The sequence below is a fragment of the Sphingomonas sp. P3_C6 genome (genome assembly GCF_056402595.1).
Window position 1 is genome coordinate 250,940 of the sequence record NZ_JBFUHB010000002.1, and the last position, 25,156, is coordinate 276,095.

26 protein-coding genes are annotated in these 25,156 nt (G+C 66.0%); 11 read left to right on the forward strand and 15 right to left on the reverse strand.

What is annotated here, in order from left to right:
• Nucleotides 1-6 precede the first annotated feature (6 nt).
• Nucleotides 7-1,002: a 4-hydroxythreonine-4-phosphate dehydrogenase PdxA gene (gene pdxA, locus AC1DT7_RS04590; protein WP_478034555.1), complete on the forward strand. Its 996-nt coding sequence runs from the start codon at nucleotides 7-9 to the stop codon at nucleotides 1,000-1,002.
• Entirely contained in the window at nucleotides 999-1,817 is an 819-nt protein-coding gene (rsmA, locus tag AC1DT7_RS04595) for a 16S rRNA (adenine(1518)-N(6)/adenine(1519)-N(6))-dimethyltransferase RsmA (RefSeq protein ID WP_478034556.1), read from the forward strand. Before pdxA ends, rsmA begins: the two co-directional genes overlap by 4 nt.
• A gap of 115 nt (nucleotides 1,818-1,932) precedes the next feature.
• Here the strand turns inward: rsmA and AC1DT7_RS04600 are convergent, their stop codons facing one another.
• From AC1DT7_RS04600 to AC1DT7_RS04610, 3 genes are all read right to left on the reverse strand, one after another.
• Nucleotides 1,933-2,442 (reverse strand): tetratricopeptide repeat protein, encoded by a 510-nt coding sequence (locus AC1DT7_RS04600; protein ID WP_478034557.1) that lies wholly within the window; start codon nucleotides 2,440-2,442, stop codon nucleotides 1,933-1,935.
• A 33-nt stretch (nucleotides 2,443-2,475) separates the two neighbouring features.
• Nucleotides 2,476-3,651 carry an RsmB/NOP family class I SAM-dependent RNA methyltransferase gene (locus AC1DT7_RS04605; protein WP_478034558.1) on the reverse strand — a complete coding sequence of 392 codons (1,176 nt, stop codon included), beginning with the start codon at nucleotides 3,649-3,651 and terminating at the stop codon, nucleotides 2,476-2,478.
• A 71-nt stretch (nucleotides 3,652-3,722) separates the two neighbouring features.
• Entirely contained in the window at nucleotides 3,723-6,311 is a 2,589-nt protein-coding gene (locus AC1DT7_RS04610; protein WP_478034559.1) for a M1 family metallopeptidase, read from the reverse strand.
• 121 nt (nucleotides 6,312-6,432) lie between these two features.
• On the opposite strand from AC1DT7_RS04610, the gene AC1DT7_RS04615 reads away from it, so the two are divergent.
• On the forward strand, nucleotides 6,433-7,395 hold the full coding sequence (locus AC1DT7_RS04615) for an NAD(P)H-dependent flavin oxidoreductase (RefSeq protein ID WP_478034561.1): 963 nt from the start codon (nucleotides 6,433-6,435) through the stop codon (nucleotides 7,393-7,395).
• Between the two features lie 3 nt (nucleotides 7,396-7,398).
• Here the strand turns inward: AC1DT7_RS04615 and AC1DT7_RS04620 are convergent, their stop codons facing one another.
• The 7 genes from AC1DT7_RS04620 to AC1DT7_RS04650 all read right to left on the reverse strand — a co-directional run bounded on the left by AC1DT7_RS04620 (nucleotide 7,399) and on the right by AC1DT7_RS04650 (nucleotide 13,877).
• Nucleotides 7,399-9,732, reverse strand: coding sequence for a TonB-dependent receptor (locus AC1DT7_RS04620; protein WP_478034562.1), 2,334 nt, complete (start codon nucleotides 9,730-9,732; stop codon nucleotides 7,399-7,401).
• 10 nt (nucleotides 9,733-9,742) lie between these two features.
• Entirely contained in the window at nucleotides 9,743-10,681 is a 939-nt protein-coding gene (locus AC1DT7_RS04625) for a FecR family protein (protein ID WP_478034564.1), read from the reverse strand.
• A complete protein-coding gene (locus AC1DT7_RS04630; RefSeq protein ID WP_478034565.1) occupies nucleotides 10,671-11,183 on the reverse strand; it encodes an RNA polymerase sigma factor in 513 nt (170 codons plus the stop codon). The genes AC1DT7_RS04625 and AC1DT7_RS04630 overlap by 11 nt, the downstream gene beginning before the upstream one ends.
• Nucleotides 11,184-11,247: 64 nt before the next feature.
• Nucleotides 11,248-12,051 carry a ChbG/HpnK family deacetylase gene (locus tag AC1DT7_RS04635; RefSeq protein WP_478034566.1) on the reverse strand — a complete coding sequence of 268 codons (804 nt, stop codon included), beginning with the start codon at nucleotides 12,049-12,051 and terminating at the stop codon, nucleotides 11,248-11,250.
• Nucleotides 12,026-12,823: a glycosyltransferase family 2 protein gene (locus AC1DT7_RS04640; protein WP_478034567.1), complete on the reverse strand. Its 798-nt coding sequence runs from the start codon at nucleotides 12,821-12,823 to the stop codon at nucleotides 12,026-12,028. Before AC1DT7_RS04640 ends, AC1DT7_RS04635 begins: the two co-directional genes overlap by 26 nt.
• Before the next feature lie 290 nt (nucleotides 12,824-13,113).
• On the reverse strand, nucleotides 13,114-13,563 hold the full coding sequence (locus AC1DT7_RS04645; RefSeq protein ID WP_478034569.1) for a DUF1465 family protein: 450 nt from the start codon (nucleotides 13,561-13,563) through the stop codon (nucleotides 13,114-13,116).
• 116 nt (nucleotides 13,564-13,679) lie between these two features.
• The gene (locus AC1DT7_RS04650; protein ID WP_478034652.1) at nucleotides 13,680-13,877 is read right to left on the reverse strand and encodes a YdcH family protein; all 198 of its coding nucleotides are present in this window, start codon (nucleotides 13,875-13,877) and stop codon (nucleotides 13,680-13,682) included.
• Between the two features lie 176 nt (nucleotides 13,878-14,053).
• Between AC1DT7_RS04650 and AC1DT7_RS04655 the strand changes: the two genes are divergently transcribed.
• A complete protein-coding gene (locus tag AC1DT7_RS04655; protein WP_478034570.1) occupies nucleotides 14,054-14,209 on the forward strand; it encodes a YdcH family protein in 156 nt (51 codons plus the stop codon).
• Nucleotides 14,210-14,271: 62 nt separating this feature from the next.
• On the opposite strand, the gene AC1DT7_RS04660 is transcribed toward AC1DT7_RS04655, so the two are convergent.
• From AC1DT7_RS04660 to AC1DT7_RS04675, 4 genes are all read right to left on the reverse strand, one after another.
• Nucleotides 14,272-14,649 carry a PilZ domain-containing protein gene (locus tag AC1DT7_RS04660; protein ID WP_478034571.1) on the reverse strand — a complete coding sequence of 126 codons (378 nt, stop codon included), beginning with the start codon at nucleotides 14,647-14,649 and terminating at the stop codon, nucleotides 14,272-14,274.
• Between the two features lie 80 nt (nucleotides 14,650-14,729).
• A complete protein-coding gene (gene dksA, locus AC1DT7_RS04665; protein ID WP_478034572.1) occupies nucleotides 14,730-15,194 on the reverse strand; it encodes an RNA polymerase-binding protein DksA in 465 nt (154 codons plus the stop codon).
• 701 nt (nucleotides 15,195-15,895) lie between these two features.
• Nucleotides 15,896-16,399 carry a hypothetical protein gene (locus AC1DT7_RS04670; protein ID WP_478034573.1) on the reverse strand — a complete coding sequence of 168 codons (504 nt, stop codon included), beginning with the start codon at nucleotides 16,397-16,399 and terminating at the stop codon, nucleotides 15,896-15,898.
• A 278-nt stretch (nucleotides 16,400-16,677) separates the two neighbouring features.
• Nucleotides 16,678-17,118 carry a host attachment family protein gene (locus AC1DT7_RS04675; RefSeq protein WP_478034574.1) on the reverse strand — a complete coding sequence of 147 codons (441 nt, stop codon included), beginning with the start codon at nucleotides 17,116-17,118 and terminating at the stop codon, nucleotides 16,678-16,680.
• A gap of 90 nt (nucleotides 17,119-17,208) precedes the next feature.
• Between AC1DT7_RS04675 and serS the strand changes: the two genes are divergently transcribed.
• From serS to AC1DT7_RS04705, 6 genes are all read left to right on the forward strand, one after another.
• Nucleotides 17,209-18,486, forward strand: coding sequence for a serine--tRNA ligase (gene serS / locus AC1DT7_RS04680; RefSeq protein WP_478034575.1), 1,278 nt, complete (start codon nucleotides 17,209-17,211; stop codon nucleotides 18,484-18,486).
• 43 nt (nucleotides 18,487-18,529) lie between these two features.
• Entirely contained in the window at nucleotides 18,530-19,294 is a 765-nt protein-coding gene (gene surE / locus AC1DT7_RS04685) for a 5'/3'-nucleotidase SurE (RefSeq protein ID WP_478034576.1), read from the forward strand.
• A gap of 46 nt (nucleotides 19,295-19,340) precedes the next feature.
• Nucleotides 19,341-20,399, forward strand: a complete 1,059-nt coding sequence (locus AC1DT7_RS04690) for a peptidoglycan DD-metalloendopeptidase family protein (RefSeq protein WP_478034578.1) — start codon at nucleotides 19,341-19,343, stop codon at nucleotides 20,397-20,399.
• Between the two features lie 36 nt (nucleotides 20,400-20,435).
• Nucleotides 20,436-21,665 (forward strand): tyrosine--tRNA ligase, encoded by a 1,230-nt coding sequence (gene tyrS, locus AC1DT7_RS04695; RefSeq protein WP_478034579.1) that lies wholly within the window; start codon nucleotides 20,436-20,438, stop codon nucleotides 21,663-21,665.
• 153 nt (nucleotides 21,666-21,818) lie between these two features.
• Nucleotides 21,819-22,139, forward strand: a complete 321-nt coding sequence (locus AC1DT7_RS04700; protein ID WP_478034581.1) for a PilZ domain-containing protein — start codon at nucleotides 21,819-21,821, stop codon at nucleotides 22,137-22,139.
• A 168-nt stretch (nucleotides 22,140-22,307) separates the two neighbouring features.
• Nucleotides 22,308-22,634: a PilZ domain-containing protein gene (locus AC1DT7_RS04705; protein ID WP_478034582.1), complete on the forward strand. Its 327-nt coding sequence runs from the start codon at nucleotides 22,308-22,310 to the stop codon at nucleotides 22,632-22,634.
• Between the two features lie 2 nt (nucleotides 22,635-22,636).
• Here AC1DT7_RS04705 and recG read toward each other — a convergent pair whose 3' ends face one another.
• Nucleotides 22,637-24,697, reverse strand: coding sequence for an ATP-dependent DNA helicase RecG (gene recG / locus AC1DT7_RS04710; RefSeq protein ID WP_478034583.1), 2,061 nt, complete (start codon nucleotides 24,695-24,697; stop codon nucleotides 22,637-22,639).
• A 73-nt stretch (nucleotides 24,698-24,770) separates the two neighbouring features.
• On the opposite strand from recG, the gene AC1DT7_RS04715 reads away from it, so the two are divergent.
• A complete protein-coding gene (locus AC1DT7_RS04715) occupies nucleotides 24,771-25,037 on the forward strand; it encodes an FAD assembly factor SdhE (protein ID WP_478034585.1) in 267 nt (88 codons plus the stop codon).
• The last annotated feature ends 119 nt before the right edge of the window (nucleotides 25,038-25,156 follow it).

The following is a 25,156-nucleotide window of genomic DNA, read 5'->3' on the forward strand; positions in this document are numbered from 1 at the left end:
GTGGCAATGATCGCGCCGCTCGCGGTCTCCATGGGCGATCCCGCCGGGGTCGGCCCCGAAGTGATCGCAAAGGCGTGGGCCGCGCGCGAGAAGGAGGGCCTCGCCCCCTTCTTCGCCGTCGGCGATGCCCGCGCGATCGGCGCGGTGTGGCCGGGCCCGGTGCAGCGGATCTTCGATCCGGCCGAGGCGAACGAGGTGTTCGCCGGGGCGCTCCCGGTGCTCAATGTCGAGGATGGGGGCGAGATCACGCCGGGCTCGCCCGATGTGGACGGCGCGCGCTGTGCGCTGCACGCGCTAGAGATCGCCGCCGGGCTTGCCCGGTCAGGCACGGCGCGGGCGCTGGTGACGGGGCCGGTTTCCAAATCGCAGCTCTACCAAATCGGTTTCACCCACCCGGGCCAGACTGAATTCGTGGCCGAGCGCTGCGGCATTGCCGGCGAGAATGCCGTGATGATGCTGGCCGGCCCGTCCCTGCGTGTCGTGCCGATCACCACCCATGTGCCGCTGGCCAAGGTGTCCGAATTGCTGTCGGTGGATCTGATCGTCGCCAAGGCGCGGGCGACCGCACGCGGGCTGATCCGCAATTTCGGCATATTGATCCCGCGCCTGGCCTTTGCCGGGTTCAACCCGCATGCCGGCGAAGGCGGCGCGATCGGCCGGGAGGAGATCGACTTCATCATTCCCGCAATCGAAATCCTGCGCGAGGAAGGCATCGACGCGACCGGCCCCTTCGCTGCCGACACCATGTTCCACGGCAGGGCGCGCGCCACCTATGATGCGGCGCTGTGCTGCTATCACGACCAGGCGCTGGTGCCGCTGAAGACGCTGCATTTCGACGAGGGCGTGAACATCACTCTCGGCCTGCCGATCGTACGGACCGCGCCCGACCATGGCACTGCCTTCGGCATCGCCGGGCAGGACCGGGCGGAGCCGGGCGCGACCATCGCCGCGATCCAGCTTGCGGCAAGCGCAGCGGAGCGCCGCGCCGCCATGGGGGCGTGACTCCTCCCCTTCCCCCGTTACGTGACGTCATCGCGCGCCACGGGCTGAACGCCAGCAAGGCGCTTGGGCAGAATTTCCTGCTCGATGCCCAGTTGCTTGCGCGGATCGCGCGAATCCCAGGAGACCTCGCCAATGCGGAGGTGCTGGAGATCGGCCCCGGGCCCGGCGGCCTGACCCGGGCGCTGCTGGCGGCAGGTGCGAAGGTGACGGCGATCGAGCGCGACCGGCGCTGCATTCCGGCGCTGGCCGAGCTTGGGGAGTTCTACCCCGGCCAGTTGCGCGTGATCGAAGGGGACGCGCTGGAGATCGACGCCACGCCCTTGTTCGAGGGCAAGCCGCACATCGCCTCCAACCTGCCCTATAATATCGGCACGGCATTGCTGGTGCGCTGGCTATCGGCCGACTGGATGCCCTGGTGGCGAAGCCTGACCCTGATGTTCCAGAAGGAAGTCGCCGAGCGGATCGTCGCGAAGACCGATGACGACCATTATGGCCGCCTTGCCGTGCTTGCCCAGTGGCGGAGCAGCGCGAAGCTGGCGATGCCGGTGCATCGCTCGGCCTTTACGCCGGCACCCAAGGTGATGTCGGCGGTCGTGCATATCACGCCCGACGAGGCGCCACCGGGCGTGGATTTCGGCGTGCTGGAACGGCTGACGGGGGCTGCCTTTGGTCAGCGGCGCAAGATGCTGCGGCAGAGCCTGAAATCGGTCCATGGCGCCATCGATGCGCTGGAGACGGTGGGGATCGAGCCGACGCGAAGGGCCGAGACGGTCAGTGTCGCCGAGTTCGTCGAGCTGGCGAGGGCGCTGAGCTAACCCTCTCTCGAGGCAGAAAGCGGCGGGGCGAGTAACGTCGCCCTCACCCTCCCACTCGGCTGCGCGGAGCGGGCCCCTCCCTCTCCCGCTGGGAAAGGGATTTCAGTGTCGATGCCTATTCCTTGCCGGCGGGCTCCGCCGCCGGCACTTCGACCGAGGCGGTTGCGATCGGCGGGCCCTTGGCGATGGTGGCGGCGAGTACGGTTGCGTCGGCACAGCCGGCCTTCCCGCAGATCGTGCGGATCTTAACGAGATTGTCCTTGGCGCGGGCGACGGCGCCCTTGGCGACGAGGGCCTCGCCCTGGCCCTTCAGGGCCGAGACGTCATTGGGTTCGAGCAGCAACGCCTCGCGATAGAGCCGGATCGCCTTGCCGGGCAGGCCGCGCGCTTCGGCGACCTGACCGAGCGTGATGAAGGCGGCGCGGTTGCGTGGATCGACCACCAGCGCGGATTCGAGCGCATCGGTTGCCCCATCGAGATTGCCGGCGACCTGGGCCGCCTTGCCCTTGGCGAGCAGCGCCATGGAGCGCGGATCGATCTGGTCGTCGGGACGCTGGCCGTGCAGGGAGGTGGAGATTGCAAGAAGCGTCAGCGCAGCAGCGGCGGCGACGGACGAATAACGCATGATCAACTCCAGTCTCGGCACGATGCTATGTGGCTAGCACGCACGTTGCAGTCGTGCGACAAAAAATCCGTCGGTCGCGTCGTGCGCCGGGGTGAGCCGAACGCCTGCACCATGAGCCCGGCCGACCGGCAAAGCGAGCGTATCGGCGGTCCAGCCCGGATGTTCGGCCAGGAACGCGGCGACCTGCCCTGCCCCTTCCTCGTCGAGCAACGAGCAGACGATATAGACCAGACTACCGCCCGGCTTCACCAGCGCAGCGCCCGTTTCCAGCACATGGCGCTGGGTGCGGGTGAGCCGCTCGATCCGTTCCGGCGTCAGCCGCCAGCGCGCCTCGGGATTGCGCCGCCAGGTGCCGGTCCCCGAACAGGGCGCGTCGATCAGCACGCAATCGGCGGTGTCGGCCCAATCGGATAGCATCTCGGCTTCATGACCGGGGTTGAGCAATCGGGTTTCGACGATGGTGGCGCCCGCCCGCGCGGCCCGCGGTGCCAGGCGCGAGAGCCTGGCACGGTCCGTATCGGTGGCGAGCAATGCGCCTTCATTGCCCATCAGCGCCGCAAGGGCGAGCGTCTTGCCGCCCGCGCCGGCGCACAGATCGACGATGCGCATGCCCGGCACTGCCTTCGAGGCAAGCGTGACGATCTGGCTACCGGCGTCCTGCACCTCGATCGCACCGTCCTGATAGGCATCCAACGTCTCGATATTGGTGCCCGACGGCAGGCGCAGGGCATCGGGCAGGCCCGGGATCGGTTCAGCCCCCTCGATCGGCGCGGGCGCATCCCTGAGCCAGTTGATCCGCACGTCGAGCGGCGCCCGGTCGATCAGCGCGGGAAGCTCCTCGCCGTCGAGGCCAGACTCGCGCAGCCTGGCGAGGATCCACTCGGGCGCCGTGCCGGGTGTTGCCGGCTGCTCGTCCGGCCCGATCGGGGCCGGGCCATGGCCGACGCCGTCGAACAGGGCCGCAATCTCCGGATCGGTCGTGGCGAGTGCGAGCATCGCCGCCCGCCCGCTAACGGGCCGTTCGCCCAGCCGGCGGATCGCCGCATAGACCAGCTCGCGCACGGCACGCCGGTCCTTGCTGCCGGCGTAACGGCGCTCGGCAAAATAGCGGGCGATCAGCGTATCCGCCGCCGCCCCGGAATCGCGGGCCGCGGCGACGATCGAATCGAGAAGATCGATCGCCGCCTGGACGCGGGCTGCTGGGGTCATGCTGTTACTCCTTGACGTCTCTATACCCGAAGAGACGATCAGCGCCCCAATTCAAGCCATTCCAGATGGGGTCAGTTGCCCGAACCCACCCATTTCGCCACATCGGCACGGACCCGGTCGGCCCCTTGCTTGCGCACAGAGATCGCCGAGAGCGCCTTGGCGGCGCCACCGCGCGCTGCCTCTGGTAGGTTCTTCTCGGCAAAGGCAGTGATCTTGCCCGGCATCGACGGATCGTTCGAGGCGGTGCCCAGGCCGACAATGAAGCCGGCACGGGTGCTCGTCTCGAGCAGGCCATTGACCAGTTCCATATTGGCGACCGCGAAGTCGAACGCCATTTCCGGATGCCGGGTCGCTACCGCACGGATCAGCCCGGCCTTTTGCGGCGCGGTGAACTCATCGGTCTTGAGCAGGCCGAGAGCGCGCTGCGCCAGGGCATCGTCGCGCGCATTGCCGAGCAGCCGGACATAGGTGTTCTTGGCCACCGGGTTCTTCTCGGCCTTGGCGATGGCGAGCAGCGCCTCCCATTCGGCCGGCGTCGCATTCGCCGCATAGACGCCCAGGATCGGCGTGCGGATCGACGGCGGGATCGCGTTGGGATCGGTCGAGAGCGCCGAGACATAGGCGCGCGCCTTGGCCGCGACATCGGGATCGCCGCTATAGCCGAGCCGGCCGACCAGCGTTTCGCGCAGATTGGTGATCAGCGGCGATTCGCCCTCCTGCGCATCGAAGCCGACACGCTTCATCACCGGCGACAGCACGGCGATGGTGCGCGCGCGCAGCGGCGTTTCGAGCGGGGTGCCCTGGAACAGATTGGTGAGCGCACCGAGATTGCCCGCGACCACCGACCAGTCGAGCGGGCTGGCATCGATCGGCACGGCCGCCTGCACCGCGAGATAGCGATCCAGCGACTGGTCGCCGCTCAGCGCCAGAGCGTAATCGTCGCCAAGCGTGCCGACCTGATCGGTCAGCGCCATCTTGCTGAAATCCCTGACGATCGCGGCGTGACTCGCATCGTCATACTGGACGCGGACATAGCTGCCCTTGTCGCGGTTGAGTACGAGCGTTCCGCAGCCTTTCACCGCCACCGTGGCCGGCGCGGCGCCATGGACGATGGCGCTGGTAACCGGGCCGCCGATCGGCCCGAGCGTCAGCGGCACATGCCAGTTCTGGGGCTTTTTCGACACCTCGTCATAGCCGAAGCGGCCCTGGGTCATGGTCGCCTGGGTCGTGCCGCCCGAACAGGTCGCACCCGTCAGTTTCACCAGCGGGACGCCGCCCTGAAGCGTGAAATCATGTGCGATGTCCAGCACCGGCTTGCCCGCGGCCGTGCCGAGCTCGGTCCAGAGCTGGTCGGTCACGGTGTTCCCATATTTGTATTTCGCCATGTAGCTGCGGATGCCCTTGCGGAACACGTCGCCACCAAGGGTCGATTCCATCATGCCAATGACGGCCTGGCCCTTTTGATAGGTGATGGTGTCGAACGCTTCGCCCAATTCGTCGACCGTCTCGACATGGCGGATGACGGGGTGCGTTGCCGAGGTGGCATCAAGGCCTAGCGCGGCTTCACGATCAAAGGCGACCGCAGAGGCCTGCGCATCCCAGGTCGGGTTCAGGTCACGGCTCGTCTTGTTCTCCATCCACGAAGCGAAACCTTCGTTGAGCCAGAGATCATCCCACCAGGACATCGTGACGAGATCGCCGAACCATTGATGCGCCATCTCGTGTGCGACGACGGTGAAGATGCGCTCACGCCCGCTCTGGGTCGCGCGCTTCGGGTCGAACAGCAGCTCGGGCTCGAAATAGAAGATGGCGCCCCAATTCTCCATCGCGCCGAAGAACTGGCTCGAGCCGGGGCCTGCGATCATGTCCATCTTGGGCAGCGGATAGGGCTGGCCGAAATAATCGTTGTAATAAGTCAGCAGGCGCTTCGCCTCGGCCAGCGCATAATCGCCCTGATCGACCACGCCGCGGCGCGTGATGATGCCGATCTCGGTCTTGCCCGACATTACCGTCTTGCGCTCGACATCCCCCATGCCGAGGAACAGCAGATAGCTCGACATGGTCGGCGACTGCTGGAACGTGTATTTCTTCGTGCCGTCGGTAAGGTTGGTCACCTTGGCGGCCGGCATGTTGGAAAAGGCCGTCTGGTTGCCCGGCGCGATGGCGCTCAGGGTGAATTTCGCCTTGAACGAGGGCTCGTCCCACATCGGCGCGAAACGACGCGCATCGGGTGCCTCGAACTGGGTTGCGAGCATGCGCGCCGCCGAACCGTCGGGGTTATTGTAATCGATCGCGAAGAAGCCGGCCGACGTCGTGTTGATCTTGCCGTCCCAGGCGAAGCTCATCCGGTGCGTGCCGACCGTAGCGGGCGCCGGCAGGGTCACGGTGAGTTGTTGTTTGGTGTCGTCGATGGCGAAGGGCACGTCCTTGCCGTCGAAGGTCACTTTGCCGAGCTTCAGCTCGGCTGCGTTCAGGACGATGGTACTCGTCGCCTGCTTGACCTGGACCGTCACCGTCTCGGTGCCGCTGAAGGTCATCGCCTTCGCGTCCGGCTTGACGGTGATGTCATAGGCGATGGGGGCGACAGTGGCGGGCAGCTGGCCGACTGCGAGGGCGGGCGTCGAAACGCCGAGAAGCAGCGACGCGATAGCGAATTTCATGGAAGAGGGACTCCGAAGGCAGATATAGTGTATCCCGGTGTATTGGCCTAATAAGGCATTAGCCGGTTAAGGCAAATCGCGGCTCGCTGGACAGTGAAATCAGTTGCGCTATGAAACGCAGATGAGCTTGCCACCCTTGTTCGATCGCCTGCGGCTGCCCGTGATCGGGTCCCCGCTGTTCATCATCTCCGGTCCCGATCTGGTGATCGCGCAGTGCAAGGCGGGGATCGTCGGATCCTTTCCGGCGCTCAACGCGCGCCCGCAAGGGCTGCTCGATGAATGGCTCCATCGAATCACCGAGGAGCTGGCGCAGCATAATCGCGACAATCCGGACCGGCCGGCGGCTCCGTTTGCGGTCAACCAGATCGTCCACCGTTCCAATGAGCGGCTGGAGGCCGACCTTGCGACCTGTGCGAAGTGGCAGGTGCCGATCGTGATCACCTCGCTCGGCGCGCGCGAGGACCTCAACCACGCGGTACATGGCTGGGGCGGGATCACGCTGCATGACGTCATCGACGACCGGTTTGCACGCAAGGCGATCGAAAAAGGCGCTGACGGCCTGATCGCCGTCGCGGCCGGTGCCGGCGGGCATGCCGGGCGCCTGTCTCCCTTCGCGATCATCCAGGAAATCAGGCAATGGTTCTCCGGGCCATTGGCGCTGTCGGGGTCGATCGCGACGGGTGATGCGGTGCTGGCGGCGCAGGCGATGGGCGCCGACCTGGCCTATATCGGATCGCCTTTCATCGCGACCGACGAGGCAAATGCGGAAGACCGCTACAAACAGGGCATCGTCGAAGGCAAGGCGGCCGACATCGTCTATTCGAACCTCTTCACCGGCGTTCACGGCAATTATCTGCGCACGTCGATCGTCGCGGCCGGCATGGACCCGGACAATCTGCCGGAGGGGGATCTGAGCACGATGAACTTTGGCGGCGGCAATGGCAGCAAGGCCAAGGCATGGAAGGACATCTGGGGATCGGGCCAGGGCATCGGCGTGGTCGACCGGGTCGAGCCCGTCGCGGTGCGGATCGACCGGCTGGAGCGGGAATATCGCGCGGCGCGGGACCGGCTTCGCATCGGCTGAGCCTTACCAGGTAACGGCCATCCCAAGCCTGGTATTGAGCGGTCGCAGTGGCGTGGTCTGGTCGCGCGCCGCGAGGCTGAAGGGATTGCCGAACGCGAAACGGTTCGCGGTCGCGCCCGTCGCGTTGGCCACGGCCAGCGAAACCTCGACATTGCGCCATTTCACCACGCCTGAGAGGTCGAGCACCGCATAGTCGGCCTGATTGGCATCGAGCGCATCGCCCGTGCCGAGCATCGATCTGCCGACATAGCCAAGCGCCCCCTGAGTGCGGAACGTGACGGTATCGGCGGTCCATTGATAAGACAGGCCCCCTCGTGCCGAGAAGGACGGCGTTTCCGGAAGCCGGCGCGGAGGACGAGTTGCAAGGTCGGCGATCGCGCCCGTGGCGCTGTAGCGGGAATAGAGGAAGGAGCCGGTGGCATTGAGCCCGGGTAACGGCGTCCAGCCGACACTCCCCTCCAGGCTGTTGATCCGCGAGTCGCCGAGATTGACGGTGTATGGCTGTCCGCGGCGATTGATCAGATCCGCCTGTGCTCCGGTCCAATGGGCGACCGAGAAGCTGCCGGAAAACGTCAGGCCCGTGGGGCCCTCATGCAGCCTGCGGATTCCGATTTCGCCGACGGTGATCGAATCCGCCTTATAATCGGCGACACGCCCGATGCCCCGGGCGACCGCAACACCGCCGGTGCGATAACCCGACTGAAAGCGGGCGAACGCGGCGGTCTGTGGCGCGATTACCCATGATATGGCCACAGTCGGGTCGATCCGTCGAGTCGAACGCCCCTTCACAAAGGCATCCGATCGCGGCTTGCTCGATGGCTCGCCATCGATGCGTGCGACGGTCGCGCGCGCGCCCAGAGTGACGGACAGGCTCGGGCGGAGCGCCATAGTTGCCTCGGCGAAGACGGACGCGGCCCGGGTGACGTTGGTCACGCCGATGATGCTTGCCTCGCTGCCCGGCGAACCGAGAAGACGCGACAGCACGTCACGGTTGCTCAGCAGGGCAAAGCCCGCCACCCATGAGCCGCCACCGTCGAGCGATCGTGACAATCGCGTTTCTTGCGTCAGCAGCAGCTTCGAGTTGCGGCTGTCGTAGATCAGCGGAACCTGGGAAGGCGGCGCGATGGCGCTCGCGTCGAATATCTCGACGGTGTCGAGCGCAGCGACACCTGAGGCCGACACGAGTTTGAGGCCGTTCGACCAATCCCTGGTGACCACCAGCCTGCCGAAGCCGAGACGGTTGTGAAAGGGCTGAGCGATCAGCGACGATCGGGCGAACTGGCCCTGGCTCAGTTCGGCATATTGGCCGTCCCGCGCGTCGATCTGCTGGCCGGCGCCGCTCATCTCGATCCGCCAGCCATCGCCCGGATCGATGCGGAGCGCGAGCCGCCCGCCCACCGTGTCGGTGCGATTGACATTGGACAGGCCGCGACCCCTGTCATCGATATAGCCGCCGTCGCGGACCCGATAGCCGACCACCCGTATGCCGATCGTGTCGGTCTTGAGCGGCGCGTTGACCATCGCCGCGATATCGAACCCCGGCGCCCCGCTTCGAGTCGCCGTGACTCCGTCCGCCATCGAGGCGTGGTAGCCGGCCAGATCGACCGGGTTCGACGTGAGCCGGATCACGCCGCCGATCGCACCGGCGCCGTAGAGCGTGCCCTGTGGGCCCTCCATCACATCGATGTTGCGCATATCGTAGAGGCGCAGGCCGGGGTCCGGCCCCGAATAATTGAGCTGGACGTCGTCGAGATAGATGCTGGCGGTGGACTGGCTGGCGCCGTTGAAGCTGCTGTCGGCGATCCCGCGAATGAAGACCTTGTTGCGGCCTGCACCAAGCTGCGTGCTCTGCAGGACCGGCGTTCCGGCGGCAACGTCGGTCATGTCGCCCGCCCCGCCCGCCGAAAGCGGCGGCGCTGCGACGATCGACGTCAGGCTGCCGGGATAGCGCAGCAGCGGCACCCGCTGCTTGCTGGCGGTGACCACGATATCGGCGGGATCGATCGCCGCAATGCGCGGCGTGGCCCGGCGACGCACCGGGACGGTCACGGCCACCGCCGCAACCGCGCGCACGACACGATAGCCACCGCCCTCGATCGGCAGCGCCCGATAGCCGGTAGGCGCCAGCAGCCGCGCGAGCGCCTCGCGAACCGACATGCTCCCTCTCAGCGGGAGCGTCCGGATCAGGCCCAGCCCGGCCTCGGTGCTGATGATCTCCGCATTCGTCTCATGGGCCAGCGTGGTCAGCGCCTTGTCGAGCGTGGTCGCCGGCACTGAAATGGCGATGTCGCGCGCTGCCACCGGCGCCGGCAGGCCGGCGGCCACGAGCAACAGCAATGGACTGAGCTTAACGGGGATGCGCCTCGTCGCCCGCCAATATCCAACGCTCTCCGTCACGTCGCCAATTTGCCCCGATCAGCTCGGCCAGATGCGGGATGTCCCGATCGGCGGCGCCTGTCAGCCGAACCATGCCGGTAAAGGGCCGTTGCGACAAGCCGCCCTCAAGCACGACCTGGGTCCCGTAGAGCCTGTGGATCGCGGAGAACACGCTTTCCAGCGGTTCGCCGTCGAAGCTCAGCCGGCCGGTTCGCCAGCCACCGACCGCCTCGGGCGATATCCTGCCCCTGGTGATCGTGCCGCTGCCTTCGCGCGCCGTCAGCGCGTCGCCAGGCGCCAGCGCGACGGATTCGCGATCCGGCTGAAACAGCACCGATCCGCTCGACACCTCGACCGACAACCGGTCGCCATCGCGTGCAAGGTTGAAGACTGTTCCGAGGTCGCGCACCGTAAGGCTGCCCGACGTCACGATGAAGGGATTGGCCGAATCATGCCTGACGTGAAGCGTCGCCTCGCCCTGCCGCAGATCGACCAGGCGGGGCCGGGCGCGGTCGAACCGCAGATGCGTGTCGCCGCTCATTTCGATGCGGGACCCGTCAGCCAGTTGCAGCGTGCGCCGCTCGCCCGCCTTCGTCGCGATGTCGTACACGGATGGCCGGGCCGGCATGGCCAGTGGCAGGACCATGGCGACGGCGGCCGCTGCCGCCGCGAGACCACCGACCACCCATGGCCAGCGCCGCACCGGCGACTGGTCGTTCGCCGCCTTGGCCGGAAAATGGTCGCGATCGATCAGACGATCCTGCGCCGCGACACGATCATAGGCGCTGGCATTGGCCGGGCTCGCTTCGAGCCAGGCCAGGAACGCTTCCCAGTCATCGTCACGCATCTCCGCCTGGCGGAGGTGCCATTCGATTGCCTGGTCGATGACGGCGGAGTCGTTACCCTGCACGGTTTTCGCCCCTTTCCCCAACTAGACGATATGGCGGCGCGATATCCACAGCAGATGGTTCGAGACGATCGTGAAGCTCGCGATAGGCGCGCTGCAGCAGCTTCTCCACGCCGCTGACGCTGATCCCCAGTTCCTGGGCGATGGCCCGTTGCGACTGACCTTCGATGCGGAACATGTTGAGCGCGATACGCATCCTTTCCGGCATCGCCGCGATCACCTCGGCGACCGTCTTCAGCTGTTCGCTGGCGATCAATGCGCGCTCGGTATCGGGCAGTTCCTCGGCGTCTGGCTGGCCGTCGAGCCAGGCGGCGTCGCGCGCGCCGCGACGCCCATGCGCGATACGGCGATCCGTCGCGAGGTTCGCGGCGATACGATAGAGGAATGCCTTGGGCTCGGCGATGGGACGGTCGGCAATCTGGTCGATGCGAAGCCACATGTCCTGCAGCGCGTCTTCGGCATCGTCGGCACCGCCGAGCCGCGCGACCAGCAGGCGCAGCAGCATCGGGCGCTGTTCGAGAAAGATGGCCCTTAGCCCACCGCCAGCCACAGTCTATTCGACCCTTTGATCAGGCCGGAAACGCCAGCCCCCGGGCCGTTGCCATGTCTGCGATCGACCAACTGCGCAAGGCCATAGCCTCACGGATCCGTGCCGTTGCGATGCCGTCACCGGCGCGCGAACCCGCTCCGGGGTGACACATAACAAGGTGAACCGGCCCGGCGGCGCGCAGGAATCGTGGAAACAGCGTCTCGTAATCGCCTGAAAAATCATAATGTCCGGCGAAGCTGTCATTGCAGCGCAGCCCGTAGCGCGCGGCATCCCGCCTCAGCCCGAGCGAATGGATCGCGCTGCCCAGCGCCTTTGCGCGAAACGGCCGGGTCATCATCGCGGGAATCGTATCGGCGCAGCAGCGGATCCAGGCCCCCGGCGCGCGCCGGGCGGTCGTTTTCAGCACGATGTCGCGAATGCCCCGCAAGGCATGGGCATGCTGATGGCCGTCGACAAAGGCGGGCGGGCGCCCCAGCCGGTCGATGAAGGCGCTGAACTGCCAGCTTACCTCCCTCGCAATCTCGTCCAGCGGCAATGTTCCGAACCGGGCGCGGCGTGCGAGATCGTTGATTGCCGGCATCCGGTCATCGCGCGCCAGGTGGGCCATCGTCGTGAGTGGACGCTCGTCGGTGAGCGTCAGGTGCAGGCCGATCTGGACGTGGTCAGGCAGGCCGCGCAGAAAACCGACGTCGTTCGGCCAGCCGGGCATCACCGCCATGCAACCGATGGCGTTGAGCTTGCCCTCCTGGGCCAGTCCGGCAATTGTCATGCTGATGTCGCGCGAGAAGGCGAAATCGTCAGAACACAGGATGAGTCGTCGCAAAAAGCGCCCCTTCGACATTCTGATATTGCCGCTCTCGAATATGGTGGCTGAGCAACCGGCGGTTCTTCAGCCGGCGCCCCAGGAAACGATAGAAGAACCAGTCGCCGGCCCATGGCGCGGCCGCCGAATAGGTTAGCCGCTCAGCCAGGGTCCAGCGGATCGACGCCCGGTCCCGTTCGCGCGGCGACGGGGCACACCATAGATCAGGTGAATATCGCATGGTGCCGAATTTCATCACGCGGTGGATGATCTCGTGATCCTCGAGCACGAAGTTCCAGCGGGCGGGATCGAACCCGCCGGCCGCGCGCAATACCACCGTGACGAAGGTCTGCCCGGCGCCGCCGGTATGGGATTGGCGTGGCAGCAGCCGCGCGGCGCCGTTGATCTGCCGCCCCTTGGCCGCAATGGCGTCCGAGTCGGACTCCTTCGCGACAAAAAAGGCCCCGGCGACCACGCACCCCTGCTTGCCCAGCACGCGTTCGGCCTCGGCAAGATAGTGCGATGGGTAGAGCGTGTCGGCGTCGCAGGTGGCGACGAAGCGCGTATGCACCCGCTCCAGCCCGGTGCGAAGTGCCGCGACCTTGCCCGGCGTGCGCTCGGTCAGCAGCAGATAATTCAGCCCGAGCCGGTCGCACTCGGCGCGCGCGATCGCGGCGCCGCCATCAGTCGAGCCATTGTCGATCAGGACCAGGCGGAACGGGCGAGTCTGGTCGGCAAGGCTGGCAATGGTGGCCGGCAGGAAATCCCGTTCGTTGAAGAACGGGACCAACACGGTCCAGGCTGGGGCCGATCGACGCACAGGCCTGACCGTGCATTCGATACGCGGTGGATAGAGATCGAGATACACGAACACCCCCAAACACGATCGGGGTGGCGAGCGACCGACGCCAGGAGCGAGGCAGACGCGACCGCCCTCCCCACGGATGCTCGCGAAACCTCAGTCCTGGCGCCGGCCGGCGCCCCCCACATCCATGACGACATGCTGGGCGGCGACCCTCACCAGGGGCGCGAAAATTGTTGGCAATATCGACGTCGCTGTCCGGCCGAGCGGCGGCGATCAGATCAGAAAGCGGCCGCCAGGCGTTCGAGCATCGAGCGGGCCGGGCTCTCGGCGGTGTCGTTGGCCGCCTGGGCCTGGTCGAGCCGGGCGACGCGGCGATAGAGTTCGGCGCTTGCCTCGATCAGCGCCTGCGCGGCGAGCGGCATCGCCTCGACCGCCGCCTGCTCGCTGATCGGTGCCGGGCCGAGCCGGCGCGACGGGTCGAGCGCCTCGCGTGGCGCCATCTCACCCGAATCGACCGCGCGCTGTGTCAGCAGCCATGCGATGACATGCATCAGCCGCGTCGTGACCTTGAGCGATTCGCAGGAGAAGGAGACCCGTGCGATCGGGTCGAGCTGGTCGCGATCGGCCTTGCCGCCCTGATCGAAATAGCTGCGCGCCTCGTCGGCCAGCACCATCGCATCGATATAGAGCGTGTCGATCAGCCGTCGATGGATGCGCGGTTCGCTCATGTTCCCCCCGGTCATGGGCTGATAGGTGCCATAATGTTCGTGTCGGCGACACAGGAATTGAAAGAACCCGGTCCGATCCCGTCCCATTAAGGACCGGCGCCCCGAGTCGCGGCGGCTCAGGCGATGATATCGGGGATCATCTGGTCCTCGAGCATCGCGATCTCATCCCGAAGGCGCAGCTTGCGCTTCTTCAGGCGGGCGAGCTGGAGCTGGTCGGTCGAGCCGGTGTCGAACAGCGCAGCGATCGCGGAATCGAGGTCGCGATGCTCGATCCGCAGGATTTCCAGACGCTTGCCGATCTGCGTGTCGTCCATGGGTTCCCCGTTCACACGACCGCCCTTAGCAAATTGCGCGACGCCCGCGACCCGGAAAAACATGCCGTCGTGCAAATAGCCTCGGCATGTCGATTATATCCGAAAATAGGGAAGACAATTAAGGATGACCGTGTTCTACTTCATACCCCGCCCAGCAATGTAGGAGGAACGCTTCCATGCAGACCGCGCATTTTTCGGCCCTCGAAGCCAAGCATGCCGTGCTTGATCGCAAAATCAGCGCCGAGTCGCAGCGCCCATCGCCCGACTCCGCCACCCTGGCGGCACTCAAGAAGAAGAAACTTCGCGTAAAAGAGGAAATGTCAGCGCTTTGAGCCGCTGATCGCCTCGCGCGGGAGCACCCGCGCGGGGCCGAAGCGCGGCTCCGCGCCCATCATCAGCGGCGGCGGAGCACCGGCTTCACATAGCCCGAGGCAGTCCCGCCGGTCCCGACCGGCTTGCGCGCCAGCATCGGATCAATCTGGCGATCGAAGGCGACGCCGATCCGCCCCGCGGCCGCCCAGGCCACCTTGCCGTGTACCCAGCCGATTCCCCGCACATCGAATTCGACCGGCGTGCCCTGGTCGAGACCATTGGGAAACTCGGCCATCAGGCCGCCGGCCGACAGGTTGCGCACGCGCACCTGGAGCAGATCGGCTGTGCCGGGCACGCGCATGTCCGCCATCAGGAACAGGCTGTCACGCGACTCGTTCCGGTTGTGTGCGCCGTCTTCGCCGGCAGCCGCGCTGTAAGAATCTTGAGAAAATTGGTCCATCGTGACGCTCGAAACGACCTCCGTTCGACAGACGATAGCCGCCCAACAGTATCCAATCGCTTAAGGAACGCGTCCGGAAATCAATCTTCGCGCGAAACCTTCTCCTGGCGTTCGTGGCGTTCCTGTGCCTCGACCGTCATCGTCGCGATCGGGCGCGCTTCCAGGCGGGCGAGCGAAATCGGCTCGCCGGTCACCTCGCAATAGCCATATTCGCCCTCCTCGATTCGCCTGAGCGCAGCGTCGATCTTGGAGATCAGCTTGCGCTGACGATCGCGCGTGCGCAGCTCGATCGACCAGTCGGTCTCGCTCGACGCTCGATCGGTAAGGTCGGCCTCACGCAGCGAATCGACCTGAAGCTGGGACAGCGTGCCCGCGGCTTCGCGCAGGATCGCTTCCTTCCACGCCTGCAGCTTGTCGCGGAAATACGCCTGCTGCCGCGGATTCATGAAGGGTTCATCGGCACTGGGCCGATAGCCATCGCCAACATCGCCCGCAGGCGGTTGAAACTTTTCGGATTCGTCCAATCGATTCAAGACCGTCGCCATCCCACTCTCCCGTCGGCGACCGATGCCTTAAGGGGCACCTCCACCGTCGTCCCATCCCGACGCGGCCTATAGCCACGCCGCTCGGGCACCACAAGCAAGGCATAGCAAAACTATCGCCATGTGTTTCTCGACCGCGCTTAGCCACCGCGACATCGCATCCAGGCGAATTTGCCCCGTGTCGCCCAGCAGCGATTCGAAAATGTTAACGACTGCTCCGGCAGGGCGGCTGGCTTAACCATGAAGCCGTACCATTGCGGCACGTTAACCATAACAGTGGCGTGGCGAACCTGCCGATTCAACCAAATGCCCGCCAAAGCTTGGTTAACGATCTTGAACTTAATGCTTTGTTCGGCACTTTGCGGAATAGCGACACATCAGAGCCTGGTGGAGCCGATCGTTGGTTCATCTTGGTATCGATAAGCGAGAGAGTGACGAAACATGTCCGTTCGGATGGCCTTGGCCAAACTATGTGCCTGCACTTGCGGTGGTGCCCTGGTCGGCGGCGGCGCAGTACATGTCGCTGAGCAGTCACAGACCCGTCAGGTCTATCAGCAGAAGCAGGCGAAGCGAGTCGTCCGCGCCAAGGTGGCTGCCCGCAAGGTGACCCGCGTGCGCCGAGTCGTGACCCAGACCAGGGCGACCTGCGCGCCACAGGTCGTCACGGTCACGAGCCAGGGCGCGCCGATTCCCCTGCCCCCCAGCTATGCCAGCGCCGAGATGCCGGTCGTGTCGGGCGGCGGTGGTGGTGGCGGTGCTGCGATCGTCGGCGGTGGCGGCGGCTTTGGCGGCGGTGGCGGTTTCTTCGCCGGTGGCTTCTTCGGCGGCGGCGGCGGATCGAGCGGCAGCAGCGGCATCATCATCTCGTCCACGTCGAGTGGCGGATCGACCAGCACAAGCGGCGGCTCCACATCCACTTCATCGGGAGGGTCGGGCGGATCGGGTGGATCGTCCACTTCGACTTCATCGGGCGGGTCGGGCGGATCGTCGACCTCAACTTCGACCGGCGGCGTGTCGAGCACCAGCACGTCATCCACCGGTGGCTCCTCGACCTCTACGTCGAGCGGCGTTTCGTCGAGCACCTCGAGCGGTGTTTCCTCCTCGACCAGCACGTCCAGCGGCGTGTCCTCCTCGTCCAGCACCTCCAGTTCGTCCAACGGATCGAGCACCAGCACGTCCAGCTCGTCCAATGGTTCGAGCACCAGCACCAGCTCGTCTACCTCCTCGTCCAGCTATGGATCGTCGAGCCATGGTTCGAGCAGCAAGGGCTGGAGCTCGAACGGCGGCTGGAGTTCGAATGGCGGCCATCACGGCAGCAGCGGTTCGAGCGGTGGTCCGCCTGCCCCGGTTCCAGCCCCGCCGATGGTTCTCCTGTTCGGCGCAGCGGCAGCGGCGCTGGTGGCACGCAAACGCTTCGCCAGGAAAGACGCCACCGCCCCGGCATGATCTCCAAAAGGCCTCGGCATCAGCCGAGGCCTTTTTTGGGTCAGGCAGCCTTGATCGCCGCTTCGATCTGCGGGATCGGGTGCTTCGTCAGGTCTTTGTCCAACTCGCCCACGATCCGGGCGCTCACCTCGCTATGATAGTGCTTGCGCATCTCGCCGAGCGTTCGCGGCGGGGCGACGATGATCAGCGATTCGAATTCGTTCGCCAGCGCACCGCGCTTCAACAGGTCGGCTGCATCAGCGGCGAAGCGATCTTCCTCCTGCTGGTGGAAATCGACCTCGTCCATGGTGCTTCGGCCGCTGCCGACACTTGAATAGGACAAGCCGGGAGCATCCGTCTTCTGGTCGCTGTCCTTCGGGTTCGCCTGTTCCTCGGCATGCTCGACCACCAGGTTAGGATAAGTCTCGTCCCCCTCGTTGCGCAGGAAGAGCATCTTGCGCCCGTCGGCGACGAGCACGGCGGCGTTATGGGGGATCTGCATGACATGGTCCTTTCGGCTGTGATGCTGGGACAACGCCCCGGCACCGCTACGGGTTGCGCGGGCGCCGGGCCGCCGCCATAGCCTGCCGCCATGCATGATATCCGCCTGATCCGCGAAAATCCCGCCGCCTTCGACGCCGCCCTTGCCCGGCGCGGGGTCGCGCCGGTGGCCGACGCGCTTGTCTCCCTGGACGAACGCCGCCGCGCGCTCATCACCGAGGCGCAGGCCGGCCAGGCCAGGCGTAACGAGGCATCGAAGGCGATCGGGGCGGCCAAGGCATCGAAGGACGAAACCACTGCCGCCACGCTGATGGCCGAGGTCGCCGCCCTCAAAGAGCGGCTGCCTGCCATCGAGGCCGAGGAAAAGGCACTGGGCGAGGAATTGCACGGCAAGCTCGCCATCCTACCCAACCTGCCCCTGGCCGATGTGGCCGACGGTGCGGACGAGGACGACAACGTCCTGGTCGCCGAGCATGGCACGCCCGGGACTTTCAGCTTCGCACCGAAGGAGCACGACTCGATCGGCCCGGCGCTCGGCCTGGATTTCGAGACCGGTGTCGAGCTTGCCGGCGCCCGCTTCACGCTGGTGCGTGGCGCAGCGGCGCGCCTTCATCGTGCGCTCGGCCAGTTCATGCTGGACCAGCTCTGCAACGACCATGGTTATGAACAGGTGATCCCGCCCCTGCTGGTCAAGGACGAGATCGTGTTCGGCACCGGCCAGTTACCCAAAGCGGCCGAGGACATGTTCCGCACCACCGACGGCCGGTGGCTGATCCCGACCGCCGAGGTGTCGCTGACCAACATCGTCCGTGAAAAGATCCTGAGCGAGGACGAGCTGCCGTTGCGCTTCGCGGCGCTCACCGCCTGCTTCCGTTCCGAGGCCGGCGCCGCAGGCCGGGACACACGCGGTTTCATCCGCCAGCACCAGTTCGAGAAGGTCGAGATGGTCTCGATCGTCACGCCCGACGCGTCGGAAGCCGAACATGAGCGGATGACGTCCTGCGCCGAGGGCATCCTGACCGCGCTGGGCCTGCCGTTCCGCCGGATGAAGCTGTGCACCGGCGACATGGGTTTCACGGCAGCGCGCACCTATGACCTCGAAGTATGGTTGCCCGGCCAGGGCCGCTACCGTGAGATTTCGAGCTGCTCGACCTGCACCGATTTCCAGGCGCGCCGTATGAACGCACGCTATCGGCCCGAGGGTGAAAAGAACACGCGCTTCGTGCACACGCTCAACGGATCCGGCCTGGCTGTCGGCCGGACGCTGGTCGCCGTGCTGGAGAATTACCAGCAGGAGGACGGGTCGGTTGCGATCCCCGATGCGCTGCAGCCCTATCTGCGCGGCCTGAACCGGCTGGAGCCGGCCTGACATCCACCACCATCCCGCCCGAGCAGGGCGGCAAGGAACTTAGATGCGCATCCTCCTGACCAATGACGACGGCTATCACGCTCCGGGTCTCAAGGTGCTCGAGGAGATCGCATCGGCCTTTTCCGACGACATCTGGATCGTCGCCCCGGCCGAGGAGCAGTCGGGCGCAGGCCATTCGCTGACCCTGACCCGGCCAATCCGGGTACGGCGATTTTCTGACCGGCGTTTCGCGGTCGCCGGGACGCCGACCGATGCGGTGATGATGGCGCTGGCACGGATCATGAAGGATTCGCCACCCGACCTGATCCTGTCGGGCGTCAATCGCGGCGCGAATCTGGCGGAGGACGTCACCTATTCTGGCACCGTCTCGGCGGCGATGGAGGGGGCGCTGGCGGGCGTGCGATCGATCGCCCTCAGCCAAGTCTATTCGCGCGAGGGCATGGGAGACACCGTCCCGTTCGAAGCGGCTGCTGCCTGGGGCGAGCGTGTGCTGCGCCCGTTGATCGATGCGCCGCTTGCGCCACGCACCTTGGTAAACGTTAATTTCCCGGCCGGCCCGGCGGATGCGGTAAAGGGCATCCGCGTCGCCAATCAGGGACTTCGCGACTACGGCCGGCTGCAGATCGTCACGAACCGGGACCCGCGCGGCTACGAATATCACTGGTTCGCGCTGGGCCCGACGGTGGAGACACCGGCGCATTCGACCGACCTGGAAGCTGTCGCCGACGGCTATGTCGCCGTCACCCCACTGCATCTCGACCTGACACATGTGGAATCACTGACTATGCTTAACGCCGCCTATAGGTAAGGGGGGCATGATGGGGGGACAATTCGAACGTTGCGCGCGCGCTGCCATGCCCGTGATTCTGCTCGCGCTGATTGGGGGCTGCATCCCCCAGACCGAACCGGCCGGCCCGCGCTATGCGCCGCCGCCGATCCCCTATGAGCGCCAGACGCCCTACGAGCGTCAGAATCCCTATGAACGCCAGCGCATCGACGACGATGTGCGCGGCCCCGCCACGGCACCGCCTGCGTGGCAGGCGCGACCGGTCAGCGCCACGGCGCAGACGATCGGCGCAAGCAACTATGTCGTTCAGACCGGCGACACGCTGCGCGGCATTGCCGACAGGACGGGTGCCGGATCGGAGGCGATCGCGCGCGCCAACGGGCTGACGCCGCCTTTCGTGGTCCGCGTGGGCCAGCGGCTCACTATTCCAGCGGGCCGCTATCACCTGGTGCGTGCCGGCGAGACCGGCATCGCCATCGCCCGCGCTTATGGTGTCGACTGGTCGCGGATCATCGCGGTAAACGCTCTGAGCGAACCCTATACGCTGCGCGTCGGCATGCGGGTGCTGATCCCCGGCGGCCCGCAGACCGTGGCCGAGCGTGCGGCTGCCTTCCGCCTCGACGTCGACGACATCGTGACGGGTGGCGAACCGGCACTGGCGACCAACCAGCGCCCGGCGAAGCCGACCAGCTCGCCTGCCCGTGTTCTCCCCTCCTCCGCTGCCCTGGCAGAGCCTGCGCGTCTGCGTGGCGCATTCGCCTGGCCACTGCGCGGCAATATCGTCGCCCGGTTCGGCCCGGGCGCCAGCGGGGAACGTTTCAACGGCATCAAGATCGCCGCGCCAATGGGCACGCCGATCCTGGCCGCGGCCGACGGCGTGGTTGCCTATGCCGGCAATGAAGTGGCCAATCTCGGCGGGCTGGTGATCCTGAAGCACGGCGATGGCTGGACCACCGTCTATGGCCATGCCAGCCAGTTGCTCGTCCAGCGCGGCCAGTCGGTGAAGAAGGGCCAGACCATCGCAACGTCAGGCGATACCGGTCTCGCCGACCGGCCCGAGCTGCATTTCGAGATCCGCAAGGGCCGGACCCCGGTCGATCCGCTGGGGCAGTTGCCGCCACGCTAGCGACGCGCGCCTAGCGATGCTAAGCGCCGCCGCATCATGACCGACTATTCTTCCGATCTGCTCCGCCTGCTCTCGACGCGCGGTTACATCCACCAGCTCACCGATGCCGCCGGCCTCGATGCGCTTGCGAACAAGCAGGTCGTGCCGGGCTATATCGGTTTCGATCCCACGGCGCCCTCGCTCCATGTCGGCAGCCTGGTCCAGATCATGCTGCTGCGCCGCCTCCAGCAGAGCGGCCACAAGCCGATCGTCCTCATGGGCGGCGGCACCGGCAAGATCGGCGACCCGAGCTTCAAGGATGAAGCGCGCAAACTGCTGAGCGTCGATGGCATCGCGAGCAACGTCGCGTCGATCCGCCGCATCTTCGAACGCTTCCTGACCTTTGGAGACGGCGCGACCGATGCGGTGATGGTCGACAATGCCGACTGGCTGGACAAGCTGGAGTACATCCCGTTCCTGCGCGACATCGGCCAGCATTTCTCGGTCAACCGCATGCTGAGCTTCGATTCGGTCAAGCTCCGGCTCGACCGCGAACAGTCGCTGAGCTTCCTCGAATTCAACTACATGATCCTCCAGGCTTATGACTTTCTCGAGCTGTCGCGCCGCGCCGGCTGCCGCCTGCAGATGGGCGGGTCGGACCAATGGGGCAATATCGTCAACGGCATCGAGCTGTCGCGCCGGGTCGATTCGACCGAGGTGTACGGCATCACCACGCCGCTGATCACCACGGCCGATGGCGGCAAGATGGGCAAGACCATGTCGGGCGCGGTCTGGCTCCATGAGGACCAGCTGGCGCATTATGATTACTGGCAGTTCTGGCGGAACACCGACGACCGCGATGTCGGCCGTTTCCTGCGCCTGTTCACCGACCTGCCGCTCGACGAGATCGCCCGGCTCGAGGCGCTTCAGGGCGCCGAGATCAACGAGGCGAAGAAGATCCTCGCCGATGCCGCTACAGCGATGTGCCGCGGTCCCGCTGCCGCCACCGAAGCGGCGGAGACGGCACGCCGCACCTTCGAGGAGGGCGCAGCCGGGGATTCCCTGCCCACCTATGCGGTCGAGGGCGGCACGATCGGCATCGTCGACGCGCTGGTGGCGCTGGGCCTGTGCGCGTCGAAAGGCGAGGCGCGGCGCCTGATCAAGGGCGGCGGCGCCCGGGTCGGCGCCGACAAGGTCACCGACGAGGCGCTGACCATCCAGGTCGGGGCGGAACCGGTGCGGATCGCTGCGGGCAAGAAGCATCACGGGCTTCTCGTCGCCGGCTAACGTAGCTGCAAACCTTCGGGTTTGTACGTAACACTCCTGCCATAAATGCTTGAAGCGCAAGAACTTCGTGCCTTTGCAAGGTGTCGTTAAACAGTTTCGTTGCGAGCGGATTTACACCTCTATCCTAGCCTTGGCGCTCCGAGGGAGTGAGCAATGCCAGCATTCGGGAGTGCGAGACCGATCGACGAGCGCGGCACGCCGCGTGACGAGGTGCATTTCCGTACACGCGCCTTCGGTCCCGATGCGCGTCCGGTGAACCTGCTCATCGTAAACATCTCGGCTCTCGGCCTGATGGCGCGGTGTGACCTGCCGTATAAGGTCGGGGACCGGCTCACGATCACGTTGCCAGTTGTCGGGGTCATCAGGGCGGAAATCCGCTGGCTGCTGGGCGGCAGGATCGGATGCGAGCTGGACCAGGCGATCGAGCTGGCCGACTATTATGATCTGCTCGCGGTGCTGCTGCGCGGACGCTGATGCCCGGTTGAACGCTGCCGGCGCAGGGAATGGCGCGGTTTCAACACCATGTTGAGCTTCGGCATCGTGGAATCCCTTAGCCCAGCGGGAACCCCGCGTTAAGCGCGTTCGGAGCAAGCCTGTCAGGGTCGGTGGCCGTGTATTTGTCGCCGTACAGAGGACAGATTAATGGGTTTGGAACGCCACTCTTTCCGCGAGAAGCGCTTCGACGATCGTATTCCCGTGTGCCACCGTACCCGCGCCGTGGACCCCGATGGGGAGCCCTTGTCGCTGGTGATCGTCGATCTGTCCGCCAACGGATTGATGGCGCGATGCGAGGCAAAGCTCGATGCGGGATCGCGCGTGCAGGTGATGCTCCCGTTGATCGGCATGTGTTTCGCCGAGATCCGGTGGTCGCTCGGCGGAAGGATCGGTTGCGAACTGGAGCATCCCATCGCGCTCGAGAGCTATTATGAAGTGCTGACGCTGCTGGCGCGAGAAACCACCGGACGCTGAGTTCAGCCCGAGCGGAGCAACGCAACCCCGGCATCACGCTCAAACAGATAAAGCGCCGTCCGCGCCGCCTGTCCGCGTATGCCTTCCAGCCCGCCATCCCGATCGATCAGCAACCGCGCATCGGCCGCTGCGGCCGGTAGCAGCGATTCGAGTATCTCAGGCGTCGCCAGCCTGAATCCGGCTTCGCCCGATTGCTTGGTCCCGAGCAGGTCACCCGCGCCGCGCAGTCGCAGGTCCTCCTCGGCGATACGGAAACCGTCATTGGTCTCGCGCATCAGCGCCAGCCGGGCGCGTGATGTCTCGCCGAGCTGATTGCCGCGGATCAGCAGGCAGATCGACCGACCACTGCCCCGCCCGACACGCCCGCGCAACTGGTGCAACTGCGCCAGCCCGAAGCGGTCGGCATGTTCGATCACGATCAGTGTCGCATTGGGCACATCGACGCCGACCTCGATCACCGTCGTCGCCACCAGCACACCGGTCCGCGCGCTGGCGAAGTCGGCCATCACCGCATCCTTCTCCGGCCCCTTCATCCGGCCATGGACCAGCCCGACCCGATCGCCGAAGCGCGCCCGCAGCGTCTCCGCTCGGTCCTCGGCCGCCGCGAGGTCGCTCTTCTCGCTCTCCTCGACCAGCGGGCAGACCCAATAGGCCTGGCCGCCATCGGACAGGTGCCGCGCCAGCGCGTCGACAACCTCGGGCAGGCGATCCTCCGAGATCACCCGCGTCTCGATCGGCTGGCGGCCGGGCGGCATTTCGTCGAGCTGACTGACGTCCATCTCGCCATAATTGGCGAGCGTCAGCGTGCGCGGGATCGGCGTCGCGGTCATCGCCAGCAGGTGCGGCGGCCGTTCGGCCTTGGCCTGCAGCATCATGCGTTGCGCCACGCCGAAGCGGTGCTGCTCATCCACCACCACCAAAGCGAGGTCCTTGTAGGTCACCGCTTCCTGGAAGATCGCGTGCGTGCCGATGAGGATATGGATCGCCCCAGAGGCCAGCCCCATCAGCGTCGCCTCCCGCACCCGGCCCTTGTCGCGCCCGGTCAGCACCGCGATCTCGACCGGCAGCCCGCCGAGCTGGCGGCGCAGCGTTTCGTAATGCTGACGCGCGAGAATTTCGGTCGGCGCCAACAACGCGCCCTGCGCGCCCGCCTCGACCGCCATCAGCAGCGCCATCGCCGCGACCAGGGTCTTGCCCGATCCGACATCACCCTGGAGCAGCCTCAGCATCGGCTGGGATTGTTGCAGGTCGCCATCGATTTCCCGCACGGTCCGGGCCTGCGCGCCGGTCAGCTGATAGGGCAGCTTGAGCGCATCGCGCAGTCGGCCGTCGCCCGCAAGCGCCCTGCCCTTTCGCGCCTTGGACGATTGCCGCACCAGCATCAGCGCGAGCTGGTTGGCGAACAGCTCGTCATAGGCCAGCCGCTCCTTAGCCTTGGCATCGGACGGATCGGCATGCACCCGCGCCAGCGCCTCATGCCAGGAGGGCCAGCCATGTTTCGCCAGCAGCCCCGGCTCGATCCATTCGGGCAGGTCGGGCGCCCGCTCGACCGCCTGAGCGGTCAGCTGCCCCATGCGCCGTGACGTGATGCCTTCCGAGAGCGGATAGATCGCCTCGCGCTCGCCCACTTCCGGCGCCTCGTCGAGCGGCAGCACATAGTCCGGATGGACCATCTGCAGTTCCTGCCCGTACATCTCAAGTCGACCGGAGACGCGGCGCGGCTCGCCCGTCGGCAGCAATTTCTTCGACCAGCCCGGATGCCCGCCGAAATAGATCAGGCTGACATAGTTGCCCTTGGCATCGACCGCGCGAACCCGTGCGGGCCCGCGTCCGTTGCCCGAACGATGCTCGACTGCGGTCAAGGTGATCGCGATCGTCCGCCCGGCATCCGCCATATCGAGCTCTTCGCGCGGCACCCTATCGATCCAGCCGGTGGGCAGGTGGAAAGCCATGTCGATCACGCGGTGCAGGCCGAGCTTGTCCAGCGGCTTGGCCAGGCCGGGGCCGACGCCTTTCAGTGCCGTGATCTCGGCGAACAATGGATTGAGGATATCGGGGCGCATGACTATCTGAGGCCTACCTAGTCCCAGCCGACGGTTGCTCCAAGCGCCGCCGGCCAATTGCCGTTGGAAATATATGGATCGCGAGACCCGCCTGAAACGCCTGCACTTCCGTGCCTGGCATCGTGGCACCAAGGAAGCCGACCTGCTGATCGGCGGTTTCTGCGATGCCGCCTCGTCGGACTGGACCGATGCGGAGATCGATCTGTTCGAGGAACTGCTCGAGGAACAGGATGTCGACATCATGGCCTGGGCCATCGGCACCGATATCTGCCCGGCGCGTTACGAAGGGCCGATCATGGAAGCGATGCGCGTGCTCACCTACGTACCGATCCAGAAATGACCTGAATTCTTCGTCACCCCGGACTTGTTCCAGGGTCCATCGATCCGCAAACCCAACCGCTGTGGTGTGCCGGGAGACATGGATGCCGGAACAAGTCCGGCATGACGAAAATTGTCGAA

Coding starts and splice junctions, on each gene's coding strand:
- AC1DT7_RS04650 (WP_478034652.1), bottom strand. CDS start 13,877: ATGGACGACACGCAGATCGGCAAGCGTCTGGAAATCCTGCGGATCGAG.
- serS (WP_478034575.1), top strand. CDS start 17,209: ATGCATGATATCCGCCTGATCCGCGAAAATCCCGCCGCCTTCGACGCC.
- AC1DT7_RS04600 (WP_478034557.1), bottom strand. CDS start 2,442: ATGCGTTATTCGTCCGTCGCCGCCGCTGCTGCGCTGACGCTTCTTGCA.
- AC1DT7_RS04700 (WP_478034581.1), top strand. CDS start 21,819: ATGCCAGCATTCGGGAGTGCGAGACCGATCGACGAGCGCGGCACGCCG.
- tyrS (WP_478034579.1), top strand. CDS start 20,436: ATGACCGACTATTCTTCCGATCTGCTCCGCCTGCTCTCGACGCGCGGT.
- surE (WP_478034576.1), top strand. CDS start 18,530: ATGCGCATCCTCCTGACCAATGACGACGGCTATCACGCTCCGGGTCTC.
- AC1DT7_RS04615 (WP_478034561.1), top strand. CDS start 6,433: ATGAGCTTGCCACCCTTGTTCGATCGCCTGCGGCTGCCCGTGATCGGG.
- AC1DT7_RS04655 (WP_478034570.1), top strand. CDS start 14,054: ATGCAGACCGCGCATTTTTCGGCCCTCGAAGCCAAGCATGCCGTGCTT.
- pdxA (WP_478034555.1), top strand. CDS start 7: ATGATCGCGCCGCTCGCGGTCTCCATGGGCGATCCCGCCGGGGTCGGC.
- AC1DT7_RS04675 (WP_478034574.1), bottom strand. CDS start 17,118: ATGCAGATCCCCCATAACGCCGCCGTGCTCGTCGCCGACGGGCGCAAG.
- AC1DT7_RS04705 (WP_478034582.1), top strand. CDS start 22,308: ATGGGTTTGGAACGCCACTCTTTCCGCGAGAAGCGCTTCGACGATCGT.
- AC1DT7_RS04610 (WP_478034559.1), bottom strand. CDS start 6,311: ATGAAATTCGCTATCGCGTCGCTGCTTCTCGGCGTTTCGACGCCCGCC.
- recG (WP_478034583.1), bottom strand. CDS start 24,697: ATGCGCCCCGATATCCTCAATCCATTGTTCGCCGAGATCACGGCACTG.
- dksA (WP_478034572.1), bottom strand. CDS start 15,194: ATGGCGACGGTCTTGAATCGATTGGACGAATCCGAAAAGTTTCAACCG.
- AC1DT7_RS04645 (WP_478034569.1), bottom strand. CDS start 13,563: ATGAGCGAACCGCGCATCCATCGACGGCTGATCGACACGCTCTATATC.
- AC1DT7_RS04630 (WP_478034565.1), bottom strand. CDS start 11,183: ATGCTGCTGCGCCTGCTGGTCGCGCGGCTCGGCGGTGCCGACGATGCC.
- AC1DT7_RS04690 (WP_478034578.1), top strand. CDS start 19,341: ATGCCCGTGATTCTGCTCGCGCTGATTGGGGGCTGCATCCCCCAGACC.
- AC1DT7_RS04715 (WP_478034585.1), top strand. CDS start 24,771: ATGGATCGCGAGACCCGCCTGAAACGCCTGCACTTCCGTGCCTGGCAT.
- AC1DT7_RS04605 (WP_478034558.1), bottom strand. CDS start 3,651: ATGACCCCAGCAGCCCGCGTCCAGGCGGCGATCGATCTTCTCGATTCG.
- AC1DT7_RS04660 (WP_478034571.1), bottom strand. CDS start 14,649: ATGGACCAATTTTCTCAAGATTCTTACAGCGCGGCTGCCGGCGAAGAC.